Annotated in this window: 17 protein-coding genes; 5 read left to right on the forward strand and 12 right to left on the reverse strand. The window is 65.3% G+C overall.

Features of this window, described 5'->3' with window-relative positions:
- Positions 1-162: 162 nt before the first annotated feature.
- From BJA_RS05090 to soxX, 9 genes are all read right to left on the reverse strand, one after another.
- A complete protein-coding gene (locus BJA_RS05090) occupies positions 163-345 on the reverse strand; it encodes a hypothetical protein (protein WP_038965223.1) in 183 nt (60 codons plus the stop codon).
- A gap of 89 nt (positions 346-434) precedes the next feature.
- The gene (locus tag BJA_RS05095; protein WP_011083827.1) at positions 435-1,472 is read right to left on the reverse strand and encodes an MBL fold metallo-hydrolase; all 1,038 of its coding nucleotides are present in this window, start codon (positions 1,470-1,472) and stop codon (positions 435-437) included.
- A 292-nt stretch (positions 1,473-1,764) separates the two neighbouring features.
- Entirely contained in the window at positions 1,765-2,223 is a 459-nt protein-coding gene (locus BJA_RS05100; protein WP_011083828.1) for a hypothetical protein, read from the reverse strand.
- Positions 2,220-3,971: a thiosulfohydrolase SoxB gene (gene soxB, locus BJA_RS05105; protein WP_038965224.1), complete on the reverse strand. Its 1,752-nt coding sequence runs from the start codon at positions 3,969-3,971 to the stop codon at positions 2,220-2,222. Before soxB ends, BJA_RS05100 begins: the two co-directional genes overlap by 4 nt.
- 44 nt (positions 3,972-4,015) lie before the next feature.
- Positions 4,016-4,321 carry a hypothetical protein gene (locus BJA_RS05110; protein WP_011083830.1) on the reverse strand — a complete coding sequence of 102 codons (306 nt, stop codon included), beginning with the start codon at positions 4,319-4,321 and terminating at the stop codon, positions 4,016-4,018.
- On the reverse strand, positions 4,318-5,181 hold the full coding sequence (gene soxA, locus BJA_RS05115) for a sulfur oxidation c-type cytochrome SoxA (protein WP_038965225.1): 864 nt from the start codon (positions 5,179-5,181) through the stop codon (positions 4,318-4,320). Before soxA ends, BJA_RS05110 begins: the two co-directional genes overlap by 4 nt.
- Complete coding sequence (gene soxZ, locus BJA_RS05120; protein ID WP_011083832.1) at positions 5,181-5,492, reverse strand: thiosulfate oxidation carrier complex protein SoxZ; 312 nt, start codon at positions 5,490-5,492, stop codon at positions 5,181-5,183. The genes soxA and soxZ overlap by 1 nt, the downstream gene beginning before the upstream one ends.
- Positions 5,493-5,502: 10 nt before the next feature.
- Positions 5,503-5,994 (reverse strand): thiosulfate oxidation carrier protein SoxY, encoded by a 492-nt coding sequence (soxY, locus tag BJA_RS05125; RefSeq protein ID WP_011083833.1) that lies wholly within the window; start codon positions 5,992-5,994, stop codon positions 5,503-5,505.
- A gap of 25 nt (positions 5,995-6,019) precedes the next feature.
- Complete coding sequence (gene soxX / locus BJA_RS05130) at positions 6,020-6,373, reverse strand: sulfur oxidation c-type cytochrome SoxX (protein WP_028172677.1); 354 nt, start codon at positions 6,371-6,373, stop codon at positions 6,020-6,022.
- A gap of 261 nt (positions 6,374-6,634) precedes the next feature.
- Here soxX and BJA_RS05135 point away from each other — a divergent pair, with 261 nt between their 5' ends.
- On the forward strand, positions 6,635-7,306 hold the full coding sequence (locus BJA_RS05135; RefSeq protein WP_038965227.1) for a DUF938 domain-containing protein: 672 nt from the start codon (positions 6,635-6,637) through the stop codon (positions 7,304-7,306).
- 251 nt (positions 7,307-7,557) lie between these two features.
- On the opposite strand, the gene BJA_RS05140 is transcribed toward BJA_RS05135, so the two are convergent.
- Positions 7,558-9,627, reverse strand: coding sequence for a prolyl oligopeptidase family serine peptidase (locus BJA_RS05140; protein ID WP_063921376.1), 2,070 nt, complete (start codon positions 9,625-9,627; stop codon positions 7,558-7,560).
- Between the two features lie 197 nt (positions 9,628-9,824).
- Between BJA_RS05140 and BJA_RS05145 the strand changes: the two genes are divergently transcribed.
- On the forward strand, positions 9,825-11,072 hold the full coding sequence (locus tag BJA_RS05145; protein ID WP_063921602.1) for an MFS transporter: 1,248 nt from the start codon (positions 9,825-9,827) through the stop codon (positions 11,070-11,072).
- Positions 11,073-11,292: 220 nt separating this feature from the next.
- Positions 11,293-12,537, forward strand: coding sequence for an MFS transporter (locus BJA_RS05150; protein ID WP_038965231.1), 1,245 nt, complete (start codon positions 11,293-11,295; stop codon positions 12,535-12,537).
- Between the two features lie 74 nt (positions 12,538-12,611).
- Here BJA_RS05150 and BJA_RS05155 read toward each other — a convergent pair whose 3' ends face one another.
- Positions 12,612-13,106, reverse strand: a complete 495-nt coding sequence (locus BJA_RS05155; protein ID WP_011083839.1) for a VOC family protein — start codon at positions 13,104-13,106, stop codon at positions 12,612-12,614.
- A 90-nt stretch (positions 13,107-13,196) separates the two neighbouring features.
- Positions 13,197-13,742, reverse strand: a complete 546-nt coding sequence (locus BJA_RS05160; protein ID WP_038965232.1) for a carboxymuconolactone decarboxylase family protein — start codon at positions 13,740-13,742, stop codon at positions 13,197-13,199.
- A gap of 137 nt (positions 13,743-13,879) precedes the next feature.
- Here BJA_RS05160 and BJA_RS05165 point away from each other — a divergent pair, with 137 nt between their 5' ends.
- Positions 13,880-15,094, forward strand: coding sequence for an acyl-CoA dehydrogenase family protein (locus tag BJA_RS05165; RefSeq protein ID WP_011083841.1), 1,215 nt, complete (start codon positions 13,880-13,882; stop codon positions 15,092-15,094).
- A gap of 123 nt (positions 15,095-15,217) precedes the next feature.
- Positions 15,218-16,357: an acyl-CoA dehydrogenase family protein gene (locus BJA_RS05170; protein ID WP_011083842.1), complete on the forward strand. Its 1,140-nt coding sequence runs from the start codon at positions 15,218-15,220 to the stop codon at positions 16,355-16,357.
- The last annotated feature ends 47 nt before the right edge of the window (positions 16,358-16,404 follow it).

Here is a 16,404-nt window from a genome sequence, read left to right on the forward strand (position 1 = left end):
TGCGGGGGAGGGCGGGGGAGAGGGGTAGCCCAGCAAAAGGTCTATCCGTGGTCGATGCAAAGATCGTCGGGCTCTCGAAAGAGTGTGCCGTGTGGCACCCCTCTCCCTAACCCTCCCCCCGCAAGGGGGAGGGAACGCACCATTCGTGGGGCAGGCTTCAACTCACAACGGCTCGTCATCGGGACCGTACCGGTCACGCTTCGGCGTTGCGATGTCGCCGTCTTCGTAATCGTCGTCGTCGGTGTCGCGCGGCAGCGGCTTCTTCGCCTTGTCGTCCGCCAGCTTCTCGCTGGCGGTTTTGGGCGGCGCGCTCGGCTTGGCGGTCTTGTTGACGGTCTTGGCCATGGCTGTTCCCGGATGGTGATGCTGCATCCGATCCTAGTCCCAATATGTGGGCGGTTCCTGACTTATCTCAAGAACGGCGCGTCGGGGCGTCAGTGCACCACCGGTCCGCCCGCCTTCTTCCAGGCATCGATACCGCCGGCGATATGGGCGGTATTGGCGAGGCCCGCCTCCTTCGCCGCCGCGACGGCCATCGCCGAGCGTTCGCCGAAGGCGCAGAAGAACACGATGCGGCGGCCGGTGGCGGCCGCGACCTCGCGCAGCATGCCGCCGGGCTTCAGGCTCTCCTCGACGGACGGATAGGGCGTGTGCAGGGCGCCCTCGAGCATGCCGTGTTTCATCCGCTCGTTGGTCTCGCGCAGATCGACCAGCAGGATGTCAGGCCGGCCCAGGACGCGGATCGCCTCGCTGGCGGTTAGCGCGCGGCCCTCCTTTTCCAGCTCCTCCTGATGCAGGCCGACGCGCATGTTGGCGGGCACCGCCACGTCCATCATCTTCGGATTGGGCAGCTTCAGGTTCGCCATCAGCTCGATATATTCGTCGACCGAGCGCACCTGGAGCCGCGGATTGTAGCGCTTCTCCTCGCCGATGGTGGAGACGGTGTCGCCCTTGTAGTCATGCGCCGGGAACACCATCGTTTCGTCCGGCAGCTTGAGTAGGCGATTGAAGATCGAATCGTACTGCGCGCGCGAGGAGCCGTTCTGGAAATCGGTGCGGCCGGTGCCGCGGATCAGCAGCGTGTCGCCGGTGAAGACGCGGTCGCCCATCAGGTAGGAATAGGAATCGTCGGTGTGGCCGGGCGTGTACATCACGTCGAGCGACAGCCCCTCGATCGTCACCTTGTCGCCGTCGGCGACACGCATCGCCACCACGTCGGCCTTGGTCTGGTCGCCCATCACGGTCATGCAATGGGTGCGGTCGCGCAGCTCGCCGAGGCCGGTGACGTGGTCGGCATGAAGGTGGGTATCGACCGCCTTGACCAGCTTGAGGTCGAGCTCGCGCAGCAATTGGCAATAGCGGTCGACCTTCTCCAGCACGGGATCGAGGATCAGCGCCTCGCCGCCGTGGCGGCTGGCAAGGACGTAGCTGTAGGTGCCCGAAACACTGTCGAAGAGCTGGCGGAAGATCATGGCAAGACCCGGCGTGGAACTGGCTTCCAAGATTCTACTATGTTCCGGGTCAGAAAGAGAAGCAATTCACTGTGTGAACAGGTAAATTTGGAAGATTTTTATTGCTGGCGAGGCGGGGATAAGCGCCACACACTCAGTGTCGTCCCGGCGAAGGCCGGGACCCATACCGCGCGTGATCCTTCGGGAGGGGCGGTGGGAGTACCGAACGACTGATCTTCGCCAAACACCTGCCTGGGAGTATGGGTCCCGGCCTGCGCCGGGACGACAGGGGAGTGTGACGCCCTGGCGCCCCCTACGGCCGCACCACCGTGTACCCATTCTCCGCCAGGAACAGGATCTGCCCGACCCCGACCTGCACCGGCGTCGCGGCGGGGATGAACTCCGGCCGCTTGCCTGTCTCCCGCTCGACCGTGTCGACGGTGTTGAGGCAGATGTCGAAGCGCACGCCTTGCGCGATCAGGCTCTCGACCTGCTTGCGGCGCTCGCTGTTCGACAGCAGCAGGTCGATGCCGGGTCCGAATGCCACCACCTCGATCGCGACCTTGTCGGGGGCGTAGGCCTTCAGGAGATTGTTGGCGACGCTGAGCACCAGCGCCTGCTTCCTGGCGTCGCCGTCGGAGAGCTGCAGCACGATCTTGTGCTCGGCGAACGGCTTGTCCTGAAGCGGCACCTGCTGCGCAAAAGCCGGCGGCATCGCGGCCAAGGCGAGCATCGCCAGCATCATCGCGCGAAACATTTGCGAGCGCGTCATCCCTGTCCCGCAATGCCCGGATTGTTCTCGACGCCCTTCAGCGTGACGCCGGAGCCGAGCCGCTCCGAAAGCATCCGGCCCGAGCGCAGATATTTGGCCACCACGTCCCACACCGGTGCGCCCTGCTGGCCGTTGACCGAGGCCCAGCCCGCGACCTTGTAGCGGTGGTTGGCGCTGATCGCCTTGCCGTTGTTGAGCTTCAGCTCAGAGATGCGGCCGCCGATCGCCCCCGCCGGCGTGCAGGTGTAGCTGAGGCCGCCGGCGCGCACCATGTCGCCGCCCTGCTGGTAATAGGGATCGGCGTTGAAGAGATTGTCGCAGATGTCCTCCAGCACGTCCTTGATCTGGGCGCCGGTCATTTCCTGCACATAGGTCTCGGGATAGCTGATCGCGGTTTCCGCGAGCACGTCCTCCATGGTCAGCGCCTGGCCGGACAGCGCGGTGACGCCCCAGCGGAAGCCCGGCGACAGCGCGATCTCGGCGTCGAGCTCGCTGCGCAACGCGGTGCAGATCAGCTCGTCGACCGGGCCGGAGAAATTGCCGCGGCGATAGAGCAGGCGGTCGAGCGTTGCGATCTTCTCCGACCAGTCGGCCACGTGCGGCGCGCGAACCCGGCCGATCAGCTCGGCCATCGCCGGATCAGGCTTCAGCAGCTCGGAATAGACCGGCAGCAGGTGATATTTGACGCCACTGACCTTGCCCTTGTCGAGCGCGAGATCGAGCACGCCCAGAAATTTCCCGTTGGATCCGGCATTGGTGACGAGTGTCGTTCCGCCGGCGTTCGTCACAGGAATCGGCTGCGGCACGGCGTCGTGGGTGTGGCCGCCGAGGATGACGTCGATGCCGGTGACGCGGCTCGCGAGCTTGAGGTCGACGTCCATGCCGTTGTGCGACAGCAGGATGACGGCATCGACCTTGTCGGCGGTGCGCAAGGCATCGACATGCTTCTGGAGCTCTTCCTCGCGGATGCCGAAGGTCCAGTCCGGCGTGAACCGCTTTGGATGCGCGATCGGCACGTAAGGGAAGGCCTGGCCGACGATCGCGATGCGATGACCGCCGAGCTCCTTGATCACGGAGGGCTTGAAGACGCGCCCCGTCGCCTTGTCGAAGGCGCGGGCGTCGTTGAACGCGGCTTCCTCGGTCAGGAACACGTTCTGCGCCAGGAACTCGCCCTTGAAGCGCTCGAGATTGTCGCGCAGCGCCTGCTCGCCATAGGTGAATTCCCAATGCCCGGTCATCGCCTCGATGCCGAGCAGATTGGCGACCTCGACCATGTCGCGGCCCTGCATGACGTTGGCGAGCCCCGTGCCCTGCCAGAGATCGCCGCCGTCGACGAGCAGCGAATCTCTTTCGCCGACATCGCCGCGCAAGCGATCGACCAGCGTCTTCAGATGGGCAAAGCCGCCGAGCTTGCCGAAGCGCGCCGCAGACTTCTCGAACTCGAAGCAGGTGAAGGCATAGGCATCGGCGCTGTCGGGCCGGATTCCGAACCGCTCGAGAAAGGCGCGGCCGACCAGATGCGGCGGCCGTCCCGCCATCTCCCCGATGCCGATATTGACGCTGGGCTCGCGGAAATAGACCGGGTTGAGCTGCGCATGCGTGTCGGTGATGTGCAGGATCCGGGCATGGCCGAAACGTTCGAGGTCGTAAATGCTCGCCGCTTCAGTGCCGCGCGCAAGCCGCGGCAGGCCGAGCGATGCTGCGGCAACGCCTGCACTCTTCAGGAAATCACGGCGGCGGATCGCCATCCAGAATCCTCCGCGCCTCATCGGCAGTTCAACTGAGGTCCAGTCTAGCGGATTTCCATCGCCTTCCAGGCCTCTTTTTCGGACGTGGCCTGGAAGATCGACGCCTTCGCCAGCGCCTCGGCCTCCTTGGCTGCGGCCAGGGCGCGGTCGAAATCGCCGCCATCGGCTGCCTTCTTCGCCGCCGCCAGCGTCGAGACGGTCACGGTCCACTGATTGCGCATGCCGGCTGCCTCCTTGGAGGCGGCTTCGGCGGCGGCATAGGCCGCCTTGTAATCCGCCTCATTCGCCGCGCGCGCCGTTGGCGCAAGGCTAAGGGCGAGCAGCATGGCGAGGGGAAGTGACCGCTTCATGGCCGCGCTCCCGGTCCTGATATCGGCAGGCCGTTGGCGACGTAGGAGAGGAAATATTCGACGTCGCGATATTCATCCGCCTGCGGCTCCAGCGGAACCGCCCGGGTCTGGCTGTTGCAGGTGACGAAGCGGCGGCTGGTCGTGCCCATGCCGCTCCATTCGGAGCGGTAGATCGGCATCGCGTTCAAAATGCCGAGCGCCGGCGCCAGGATCTCGGCGCGGATGCGCTCGCCCGGGCTCTGCACATGGCAGCTCGCGCAGGAGAAATTCATCTGGCCGCGCCGCGTGTAGAAATAGCGCTTGCCGTTCTCGAACGCGGCGAGCGCGCGGGGATCATCGGGGATCTTGATGTCCATCGGCTTGCCGCGCGAGGTGAAGGCCATGTAGGCGGTCAGCGAGGCCATCTCGTCCTTGACGTAGGAATAGGGCGCCTCACCATTGGCCTCGCGGCAGCGGTTGAGCGCGAGCTCCAGCGTGACGACCTTGCCCTCCTTCTCGTCGAAGTAGGGGTAGTTCTGGCGGATGCCGATGCCGCCATTCGGGAAGCAGTCGGCATAGGTCTTGCCGTTCTTGAACGGGGTGGCGAACATTTCCTTGCCGGCGTCGAGCGCGAACTCGTAGGGCGGGAATTCCTCCTTCTCCCGCCACTGCCGCTTCATGTCCTCGTTCATGGAATAAGGACCGTTGACGAAATCCTCGTGCTTCACGGTCGGAAACTTCTGGAAGAAGAAGTTCTGGAACGCTTTTGCGTCGGCAACTGGATCGACCTTGTCGGCCGCGATCACGCGCGGCGAGGTGAGGGCGACCGCGACGAGCGCGGCGCTGAGCGAACCAAGCAGGAGGGCGGAGCGGGCCTTCATCACGCGATCTTCGCGGTGGTCGTATCCGACCCGCCCTTGTTGTCGGTCCAGGAGATCTTGATGTCGTCGCCCTTCTTGGCGCCCTTGAAGCTGAACTTCACATAGGGGTCCTTGGAGATGGCGGTGCCCCAATCGGCGACGAAGACGTCCTTGCCGTTACATTCGAACTTCAGCTGCTGGATGAAATGCGCGGGGATCACCTCGCCCTTGGCGTCCTTGACCAGGCCGGTGTCCATGGGGTGCTGGATCAGCGCCTGCACCTCGGTGATGTCGCCGTTTGCGGTCGCGCGCACGCGAATGCTGGATGCCATGTCGATCTCCTTAGCCGCCGCAGCCGCCGACGGTGACTTTGACTTCCTTGGTCGCGCTGTAGAGCTTGCCGTCGGCTTCCACGATCGCGGTCACGTTGGTGGTCTTCGCCATCTTCAGCCGGTTGGCGACAGCAGGGATCGTGCCGTCGGGAATCTTGTAGGACGCGGCGAGCGCGTTCGGGTTCTCGGCCACGAAGAACGAGATCGAGGTCACCTTCTCCAGCGTCGTCGTCACCGAGATCGGAACCACGCCGCCATTCTCGGCGATCTCCGGCGCATCCAGCTTGACCTTGTCGGAGGGCTCGGCGGTCTTGCCGTAGAGCGCCTTGATCGCGTCCGCTTCGTTCTTCAGCTTGAACGCTTCTTCCGGATATTTGTCGTTGGCCGCGGCGTACGCGGGCGCCACGCCGAACGGCAGATTGCCGAGGCCGAGCAGCGCGACGGAGGCTGCGCCCTGAAGGATCAGGCGCCGCGTCGCAAGGGGGCCGGTGGTCGTGGTCATCTGAGCTCTCCTGGCGTGCCTGAAGTCACAGGGTTTGCAGGAAATCAACGATCGCGCTGATCTCCTGGTCGGTCAAAATCCGGTTCCGGCCGAACGGCGGCATCATGGTCTGCGGATTGCGTTTGGTCTCGTCGAAGATGATCGCGGCCAGCTCGTTGCGATCAGGGTATTTCGCCTTGAGGTCCTTCAGCTCCGGGCCGATCGTTCCCGGCAGGTCGCCGCCCTTGATGACGTGACAGGTCAGGCAATTGCCCTTGCCACGGTCGAAGGCGAGCTTCTGGCCCTCGGCCACGGCGGATTGCGCCCGCGCCGGGCTGGCGAGGCCGGCGGCGAAGGCCAGCAAAAGGAGCAGGGCAGGCATCCGGGAAAAGGCGGTCAAGGCGTCATTCCGAGGCGTTATGGCGATGCACTCGATCGCGGAAATAGCAGCGTTCCAAAGCACAAAGGGCATCACCTGACAATCAGGACTATGCACGCGGCAAAATGGAGTTAATATCTTCCGCATTGCAACTAAAGAGATTATTTGTTCGGCCGATTTGGCCGCGAGAGTAAGGTCCGTGAACGCGGGCCGGCTGTTTCGAGGGCGTTTGGGCGCTCCTGCTGTTTTCATCGTGTTCTCGTTTTTTCAAGGGGACGTCACTTGGCTGAATATGTCGTCGAATTTGGCAGGGACGGCGGACGGGTCGAGCCAGATGGGCGGCTCGATGCACCGGCATTCCATCGCAATCACGAGCCGCTCCGGGCGGCTCTGGAAAAGCACCTTGCCGGCTGTTCCGGAAACGTTGTCGAGGTCGGCAGCGGAACCGGCCAGCACGTGGTCCATTTCGCCCGCCATACGCCCGACCTGGTCTGGTGGCCGAGCGACCTCAACCAGCGGCACGTGAAGAGCATCGAGGCCTGGCGCGTCCATTCGGGCCTGCCAAACATCCGCTCGCCGTTGCGGATCGATCTCTCCGATCCCGGCTGGTGTCCGGAAATGCGAAGCGGGCAGGGGCCGACGAACCTCGCCGCCGTGTTCTGCGCCAACGTCATCCATATCGCGCCATGGACCGTGGCCGAAGGCCTGTTCGCCGGCGCCGGTCGCTATTTGAGGGCCGACGGCAAGCTGTTCCTCTACGGCCCGTTCAAGCGCGACGGCAAGCATACCGCGCTCAGCAACGCCGTGTTCGACACCTCATTGCGCGAAGGCAATCCCGACTGGGGCGTGCGCGACATCGGCGATGTCGAGACGCTCGCGCGAGGCGCCGGCCTTGGTCTCGTCGATACGATCGAGATGCCGGCGAACAATCTGACGCTGGTGTTTGCGCGCTAGGTTGGCGCTTCTGACTTGGGTTCGGGTGCACGCCACAGCGGCGGTGCGCTCCCTCCCCCCTTGTGGGGGAGGGCGGGGGAGAGGGGTGGCCCAGGAAACGGTCTATCCATCTGCGACCGTGCCGCGCGTGCAAGTCGAGAGAGTCCCCGTGTGATACCCCTCTCCCTGCCCCTCCCCCGCAAGGGGGGAGGGAATGAGAGAGTGGTGCCCGCCTCACATCGTGATGGTGAGAGTTCGAAGAGGCAGCGCAATCACGCCTCCCCATCCTTCCATCCGATCTTGTCCCTGAGGAATCGAAAGCCCAGCACCTCAAAACCGGCGCGCTCCTTGTTGTCCTTGCCGTAGCCGTGACCGCCCGCTGCCGGCTCGTAGAACCAGGCCTCATAGCCCATCGCCTGGAGCTTTGCCGCCATCTTGCGGGCGTGGCCGGGATGGACGCGGTCGTCGCGCCGCGTGGTGGCGATCAGGATCGGCGGATAGGCCTGGCCGGGCTTTGCGTTGTGATAGGCGGAGTAGGTCTTCAGCCACTCCCATTCGTCGGGCTTGTCGGGGTCGCCATATTCCGCGATCCAACTCGCGCCTGCGAGCAGCTTGGTGTAGCGGCGCATGTCGATCAGCGGGATGGTGCAGAACAGCGCGCCGAAGCGTTCGGGGTAGCGCACCAGCATGTTGGTGATGAGGATGCCGCCGTTCGATCCGCCCTGCGCTGCGATGCGCTTCGCGCTTGTCACGCCGCGGCGGACGAGATCGGCGGCAACGGCGGCGAAATCGTCATGCGACAGCTTCTTGCCGGCGAGCCGGCCGGCATCGTGCCAGCGCGTGCCGAATTCGCCGCCGCCGCGCAGATTCGCCTGCACCGTGGTGCCGCCGCGCTCCAGCCACAGCTTGCCGAGCGATGGATTGTAATACGGCTTCACCGCGACGGCGAAGCCGCCATAGGCGCTCATATAGACCGGCGCATCGCCGGTCTCCTTGGCAGGACCGGTCTGCACATAGGGAATGCGCTCGCCGTCGATCGAGATCGCCTCGTGTTGCGTCACCACGAGGCCGTCGGCGGTGAACGTCTTCGGCGCCTGCTTCAGCACGGTCGGGCTTGCGAGGCCGCGCTCCAACAGCAGCAGCGAGGGCGGCGTGAGCGGATCCTGCACGTTGGCGAGCAGGTCGCCATTGCTCTCGGAGGGATGACGGTCGAGCGGCCAGATATCGACGACGCCGATCTGCGGTAGGCCGGGAAGCGTGGCGCGGCTCCAGCCCGCGGCGGACGGCGTGCAGATCTCGAATTGCGGCTTGAGCTCGTCGAGGATCGACAGCACCAGCTTGCTGCCCGCCCAGAACAGGCCCTGCAATGCGCGCCGCGGGCCGGGCTCGAACAGGACCGCGAAATCGCGGCTGCCGGCGAGGAACGCCGAGAGCGAGATGCCGAGCACGGTGTCGGTGGCAAAGGTTCGGCCTCCGGCCGACCAGTCCTTGCGCAGCTTCATCGCGAACCAGTCGCCATGCGCCTGCATCCAGACGCCGGTCGGCAGGTCGAGCTTCGTCGTCGCACCGGTCGCATCGCGCAGCCAGATCGCGTGATTGAAGAAGTCGATCTGATCGACGATCCAGACCCGCGGCGCCGATCCGGTGTCGTCGGCCATGCCGGAGACCGCCATGTGATCGGCGGTGGTCTCGATGATCACCTGCGCCCGATCGGCAGGCTGGCCACGCCGCCACAGGCGAACGGTCCGCGCATATCCGGAGCTCGTCGCCATCCCCTCGCCATGCGCGCTCGACAGCAGCAGCGTGTCCTGATCGAGCCAGTCAACGCCGCCCTTGGCTTCCGGCAGCGTAAAGCCGTCCGCCACGAAGCTCTTCGTGTCGAGGTCGAATTCCCGCAAGGTGACGGCGTCGCTGCCGCCGCGCGACAGGCTCAGAATCGCCCGCGAGCTTGCCGGCATCGTGACGATCGAGCTCAGCAGCCAATCCTCGCCCTCCTTTGCCGCGAGCTGGTCGATGTCCAGCACGATGTCCCACGCCGGGCTCGCTTTGCGAAACTCCGCCAGATTGGTTCGCCGCCACAGGCCGCGCGGGTTGGTGGCGTCCTTCCAGAGGTTGTGCAGATCGCTGCCGCGCCGGCTGACATAGGGGATGTTGTCGGGACGATCGTAGATCGCCGCGAGGATATCGCGGTCGCGCGCGAAGGCCGCTCCGCCGAATGCGTCGAGCGTCAGGCTGTTCTGCCGCTCCACGAAATCGAGCGCGTGCTTGCCTTCGATCTCCTCCAGCCAGAGCCAGGGATCGTCGTCGGGAGCGCTGAGCGTAGGCCTGTCGTCGACCGTCATGAACGAAACTCCCAAAAGTCGCGGCGGATAGGATTTGATCGAGCGCAAGCCGTCAAGAGCGCAGCCCGCTATCATCTGCCCGATTGCGTCAGAGGCATGGCCTGCGCCCGTTTGCGCCGGTTGCCCACCCTCCCGCGCCGCTCCATAGTGCCGGGAATCAACAAAGCCCTTGTGAGCCCGTTGGGGCGGAAATGCCGATGCTTGACGTGACTTCAGCCAATCAGATCGCCGCCGACGCCCGCGTGCGTGCCAATGTGGTGCGCCTTGCTGCCGCGCAGGCGCTGACCGGCGCCAACTCGGCTGTGATCTTCGCCACCGGCGCGATCGTCGGCGCTACGCTCGCGCCCGACATGTCGTTCGCGACCGTGCCGATCTCGATGTATGTGGTGGGCCTTGCCGCCGGCACGCTGCCGACCGGCGCGATCTCGCGCCGCTTCGGCCGCCGCGCCGCCTTCGTCATCGGTACCGGTCTGGGCGCGCTCACCGGCCTGCTCGGCTCGTTCGCCATCCTGCACGGCTCGTTCGCGCTGTTCTGCATCGCGACCTTTCTCGGTGGCCTCTATGGCTCGGTGGCGCAGTCCTATCGCTTCGCCGCCGCCGATGGCGCCAGCGTGGCCTACCGGCCCAAGGCGGTGTCCTGGGTGATGGCGGGCGGCGTGTTCGCCGGCGTGCTCGGTCCGCAGCTCGTGCAGTGGACCATGGATGTCTGGCAGCCCTATCTGTTCGCCTTCAGCTTCCTGGTGCAGGCTGCGGTGGCGCTGGTCGCCATGGGCATCGTCGCCGGCGTCGACATGCCGAAGCCGGCGCCGGCCGATCTGCATGGCGGCCGGCCGCTGCTCACGATCGTGACCCAGCCGCGCTTCATCGCGGCGGCGCTGTGCGGCGTCATCTCCTATCCCATGATGAATCTGGTGATGACCTCGGCGCCGCTCGCCATGAAGCTGTGCGGCCTCAGCGTCAGCGATTCCAATTTCGGCATTCAATGGCACATCGTCGCCATGTACGGGCCGAGCTTCTTCACCGGCGCGCTGATCGCGCGCTTCGGCGCACCGAAGATCGTCGCCGCCGGCCTGCTGCTCGAGGCCGGCGCGGCCACCATCGGTCTCTCCGGCCTCACGGCGATGCATTTCTGGGCCACGCTGATCGTGCTCGGCGTGGGGTGGAATTTCTCCTTCATCGGCGCCTCCGCCCTGGTCTTGGAGACGCACCGGCCGCAGGAGCGCAACAAGGTGCAGGCCTTCAACGATTTCCTGGTGTTCGGCATGATGGCGATCGGCTCGTTCTCGTCAGGGCAATTGCTCGCCAATTACGGCTGGTCCGCGGTGAACATGGTGGTGTTCCCGCCGGTCGTGCTGGGGCTTGCCGTGCTCTCGCTCGTCTCCTGGGCGCGCCGCCGCAAGGCGCGGCTGGACGCCGCCATGGGCGAGTTCCCGGACGCGGTCTGATGGCGGGAGGCTGTCAGCAACGTTGATACTTCGATCCGGGTCGAAGTGATTTTTGGGAGCCGCGTTGTTACATGATGCTCGTCATGAACAGGCTCGTCAGGCCAGCAACGTCCTTCATTTTCTGCCGTCATTCCGGGGCACCCGAAGGGTGAACCCGGAATCTCGAGATTCCGGGTTCGATGCTTTGCATCGCCCCGGAATGACGGCGAGGAGCAAAGAAATGCTCGACAATCCCCGCCACGCAGCTCCGATCGACGAATCCTCCCTCCGCTATGAAGGCTGGCGCATCGTCGCGGTTTGCTTCCTGCTCGCGACCTTCGGCTGGGGGCTCGGCTTTTATGGCCAGAGCGTCTATGTCGCCGAGCTCCAGCGCGCGCGGGGCTGGCCGGCCTCGCTGATCTCCGCGGGGACGACGTTCTTCTATCTGTTCGGTGCGCTGCTCGTCGTCTTCGTCGGCGAGGCCGTCCGAAAATACGGCCCGCGCCTCTGCCTGATCGCGGGCACGCTGGCGATGGCCGCCGCGGCGGTCGCGATCGGCGCGGTGCGCGAGCCCTGGCAGCTTTATCTCGCCGACGCCGTGCTCGCCTTCGGCTGGGCCGGCACCAGTCTCGCCATGATCACCAACACGATCAGCCTATGGTTCGACCACAAGCGCGGCATGGCGATCAGCCTCGCGCTGAACGGCGCCAGCTTCGGCGGCATTGTCGGCGTGCCGCTGCTGGTGACCATGATCAGCCATGTTGGATTCGCGACGGCGATGTACGCCACCGCAGGCGCCATGCTGGTGCTGCTCGTGCCGGTGATCCTGCTCGCCGTCGGCCGGCCGCCCGAGCACCATGGCTGGCATGCGGCAGCGAAGGCAAAGCCGCAATCGTCGGCGCAAATCCGCGCGCACGCGCTGCGCGACGTCGGCTTCCTCACGGTGACGATTGCCTTCGCGCTGGTGCTGTTCGCGCAAGTCGGCTTCATCGTGCACCTGATCTCGTTCCTCGACCCGGTGATCGGCCGCGAGCGCGCTGCGGTAGCCGTCGCCGTGCTGACGGCAATGGCGGTGGTCGGCCGCGTGCTGTTCTCGATGGTGATCGACCGGCTCAACCAGCGCCTCGCCTCGGCGCTGTCGTTCCTGAGCCAGGCCGCGGCGTTGTGCGTCGTCATCAACCTGCACAACGACTACGTGCTGATTGCGGCTTGCGCCGTGTTCGGCTTCTCGGTCGGCAACCTCATCACGCTGCCCTCGCTGATCGTGCAGCAGGAGTTCGATTCCGCCTCGTTCGGCGTGTTGATCAGCCTGAACACCGCGATCAACCAGGTGACCTACGCGTTCGGCCCCGGCGTGGTCGGCTTCCTGCGCGATTTCTCCGGCGGCTATGCGCTGCCGTTCTATCTGTGTGTCGCGCTGGAGGTGGCGGCGGCGGCGCTGATCATGGTGCGGGGGAAGCCTCATAGGGTGGGCAAAGGCGCATAGCGCCGTGCCCACCATCTTCTCAACGAGTGCCGCGAGAATTGGTGGGCACGCTTCGCTTTGCCCACCCTACGACATCACGCCTCCCGCTGCCGCAACAACGCCTCGACATCCAGCCGCTTCGTAATCATCGCAAGCTTGCCATCCGGCCCGAACGGCCATTGCTCCCTCGGCCGATCCCAGTACAGCTCGACGCCGTTCTGGTCGGGATCGCGCAGGTAGAGCGCCTCGCTGACGCCGTGGTCGCTCGCGCCGTCGAGCGCAATGCCGGCCGAAAGCACCCGGTGCAGCGCATCCGCCAGCGCGGGGCGCGTCGGGTAGAGGATCGCGGTGTGAAAGAGCCCGGTCGTGCCCGGCGGCGGCGGCGAGCCGCCCTTGCTCTCCCAGGTGTTGAGCCCGATGTGGTGATGATAGCCGCCGGCCGAGATGAAGGCCGCGCCAGAGCCCATGCGCTGCATCAGCTCGAAGCCGAGCACGCCGCAATAGAAGCCGAGCGCGCGATCGAGATCGGCGACCTTGAGATGAACGTGGCCGATCCGGGTGCCGGCATGGACGGCTGGGTTCTGCGACATGGCAATGCTCCGTTGATCAACCCCACATAGGCCGCGCCCCGGGACAGTGCCACTGGCCTATCCCGAAACCCAGCGTTTCCGGATGGGAAACTAAGAGAGCTCCGGCTCCTCGCCCTCGGGCAGCCCGAACTCGAACGTGTTCAGCGTCATCGACACCATTGTGTAGTAGCCGCACAGCCCGATCACCTCGACCACGCCGCGTTCGCCGAGCAACTTCACCGCCTCATCATAGAGGCCCTTCTCGACGCCGCGGCCCTCATGCAGCGACTTCGCGACGTCGTAGATCATCCTGGCCTTGGGGTCGTCGAACTCAGGCGTGCGGCGGTCGCGGATCGCGTCGATGATTTTTGGATCCATGCCGCCCGCAAGCGCGAGGCGCTTGTGCGCGTACCATTCGTAATGCGCGGTCCAGTGCCGCGCCGTCACCAGGATCGCGATCTCCGAGAGCTTGGCGGGGAAAATCGTGTCGAAGCGCAGCACTTCGCCGAGCCGCGTCGCGTGACGGGCCATCTCCGGGCTGTTGAGCCAGGCCATCATCGGTGCCGGCGGCTTGCCGCGCTTGCCGGCAATCGACTCGTCATAGGTCTGCCGCTGGCTCTCGTTCATTTCGCCAGGCGAAAGAAGTGTCAGGCGCATTCTCGTTTCCTCTTTGTTTTCAAGCACCGTCGTGGTCGCGACTATAGCCGAATGCGCCTGCGGAAGTGGTTGAATTCCACGGTGCGATGGCCCAGAGTCGCGCCCAACAAGTCGATTTTGATTGATGGAAACGACCAATGACTGACTCTAAGACCAGCGATTCTGAAACGGCCGATCTCGAAACATTCCGCAACGAGACGCGCGCCTGGCTTGAAGCCAACTGCCCGCCGGAAATGCGCAGGCCCGCAACGTCGGACGCCGACGTGTTCTGGGGCGGGCGCAATGCAAAATTCTCGTCCGAGCCGCAGCGCATCTGGTTCGAACGCATGCGCGACAAGGGCTGGACCGTGCCGGATTGGCCGAAGGAATATGGCGGCGGCGGATTGAGCGCTGCCGAGCACAAGGTGCTGCGCGCGGAGATGGCCAAGATGGGCGCGCGGCCGCCGCTGTCGAGCTTCGGCATATGGATGCTCGGGCCGGCGCTGCTGAAATACGGCAACGAGGCGCAGAAGAAGGAGCACCTGCCAAACATCGCGGCGGGCCTGATCCGCTGGTGCCAGGGGTATTCCGAGCCGAACGCCGGCTCCGATCTCGCTTCGCTCCAGACCCGCGCCGAGAGCGACGGCGATGATTTCGTCATCACCGGCTCGAAGATCTGGACCTCCTACGCCAACTATGCCGACTGGATCTTCTGCCTCGTCCGCACCGATCCCGCCGCTAAGAAGCACGACGGCATCAGCTTCATCCTGTTCGACATGACCTCGAAGGGCGTGACGACCAAGCCGATCCTCCTGATCTCCGGCTACTCGCCGTTCTGCGAGACCTTCTTCGACGGCGTCCGCGTGCCGAAATCGCATGTGGTCGGCACCGTCAACCGCGGCTGGGACGTCGCGAAATATCTGCTCCAGCACGAGCGCGCGATGATCTCGGGCATGGGCGAGCGCGGCGTCGGCCGTCCGCTCGGCCAGATCGCAGCCGATTCCGTCGGCAGCGATGCGCAAGGTCGCCTCGACGATGCGATGCTGCGCGGCAAGATCGCGAGCTTCGATGTCGATGAAGCCGCGCTAGCCGCCTGCGCCGAGCGTGCCGTCGATCTCGCCAAGGCGGGGCAGGCGCATCCGGCGTTCTCCTCCGCGATGAAATATTACGGCACCGAGCTCAACAAGCGCCGCTACGAGATCCTGATGTCGGCCGGCGGCGTCGATGCGCTGGAGTGGGAGAGCGACCGCTCCAGGCAAGGCGCCCGTCCGCGCGCCTGGCTGCGCACCAAGGCCAACTCGATCGAGGGCGGCACGTCCGAAGTGATGCTCGGCATCGTCGCCAAGCGTATCCTCGATCTGCCGGGGGCCTAACTCCGCCGTCGTTCCGGGGCGGTCCGCAGGACCGAACCCGGAACCTCGAGATTCCGGGTTCGCGTCTTCGACGCGCCCCGGAATGACACCAACAGATTTACAAAGACGCTAGAGACTGAAGCCATGGCCCTCGTCCTCACCGAAGAACAATCGATGCTCCGTGACTCTGCGCGCGGGCTGATCAGCGACAAGGCGCCGGTGTCGCACCTGCGCCACTTGCGCGACTCCAAGGATCCGACCGGCTTCTCCAAGGAGTTCTGGCATTCCTTCGCCGAGATGGGCTTTGCCGGCCTGCTCGTGCCGGAAGAGTTCGGCGGCTCCGGTCTCGGCTTCGTCGAGGCCGGCGTCGTGATGGAGGAGATCGGCCGCACCTTGATGCCGTCGCCCTTCCTCGCCACCAGCGTGGTCGCAGCCTCGGCGTTGAACCGCGGCGGCAATGCCGCGCAGAAGTCGGAATATTTGCCGAAGATTTCCAACGGCTCGCTGCTGGCGACGCTCGCGATCGACGAGGGCGCCAAGCATCGCCCGCTCCGGACCAGCCTCCAGGCCGTGCGCGCCGGCAACGGCTTCAAGCTCTCCGGTGCCAAGGCCCTGGTCGTCGACGGTCACGTCGCCGATCTCCTGATCGTCGCGGCGCGCACCGCGGGCTCAGCCGGCGAGCGCGACGGCTTGACGCTGTTCCTGGTCAACCCCAAGGCCAAGGGCGTCGCGATCGAGCGCACCATCATGGTCGATGCGCACAACGCTGCGCGGATCGAGCTTGCCAATGTCGAGGTCAATGCCGACAGCGTGCTTGGCGAGGTCGATCAGGCCGCCGGTCTGCTCGACGGCGTGCTCGACATCGGCCGCGGCGCGGTGGCCTCCGAAATGGTGGGCCTCAGCGACGAAGTGTTCAATCGCACCGTCGAGTACCTGAAGAGCCGCAAGCAGTTCGGCAAGCTGATCGGCGAATTCCAGGCGCTGCAGCACCGCGCCGCCGAGCTCTATGTCGACATCGAGATCACCCGCGCCGCGGTGATGAAGGCGCTCCAGGCGCTGGATGCTGACGTCGCCAAAGCCACGTCAGCCGTCGCGGTCGCAAAAGCCCGCGCCGGCACCACCGCCACGCGCGCGGTCCAGGAAGGCGTGCAGATGCATGGCGGCATGGGCATGACCGACCAGTTCGACATCGGCTTCTTCATGAAGCGCGCACGGGTGTGCGAGGAGCTGTTCGGGGATGCGAACTACCACACCGAGCAGCTGGCAAGGGCGCGGGGGTATTGAGGCGGGTGGACGTGAGGCGCAGGACGCCGCCTCACAATCAGTGTCGT

This window comes from Bradyrhizobium diazoefficiens USDA 110, assembly GCF_000011365.1.
Taxonomy (GTDB): domain Bacteria; phylum Pseudomonadota; class Alphaproteobacteria; order Rhizobiales; family Xanthobacteraceae; genus Bradyrhizobium; species Bradyrhizobium diazoefficiens.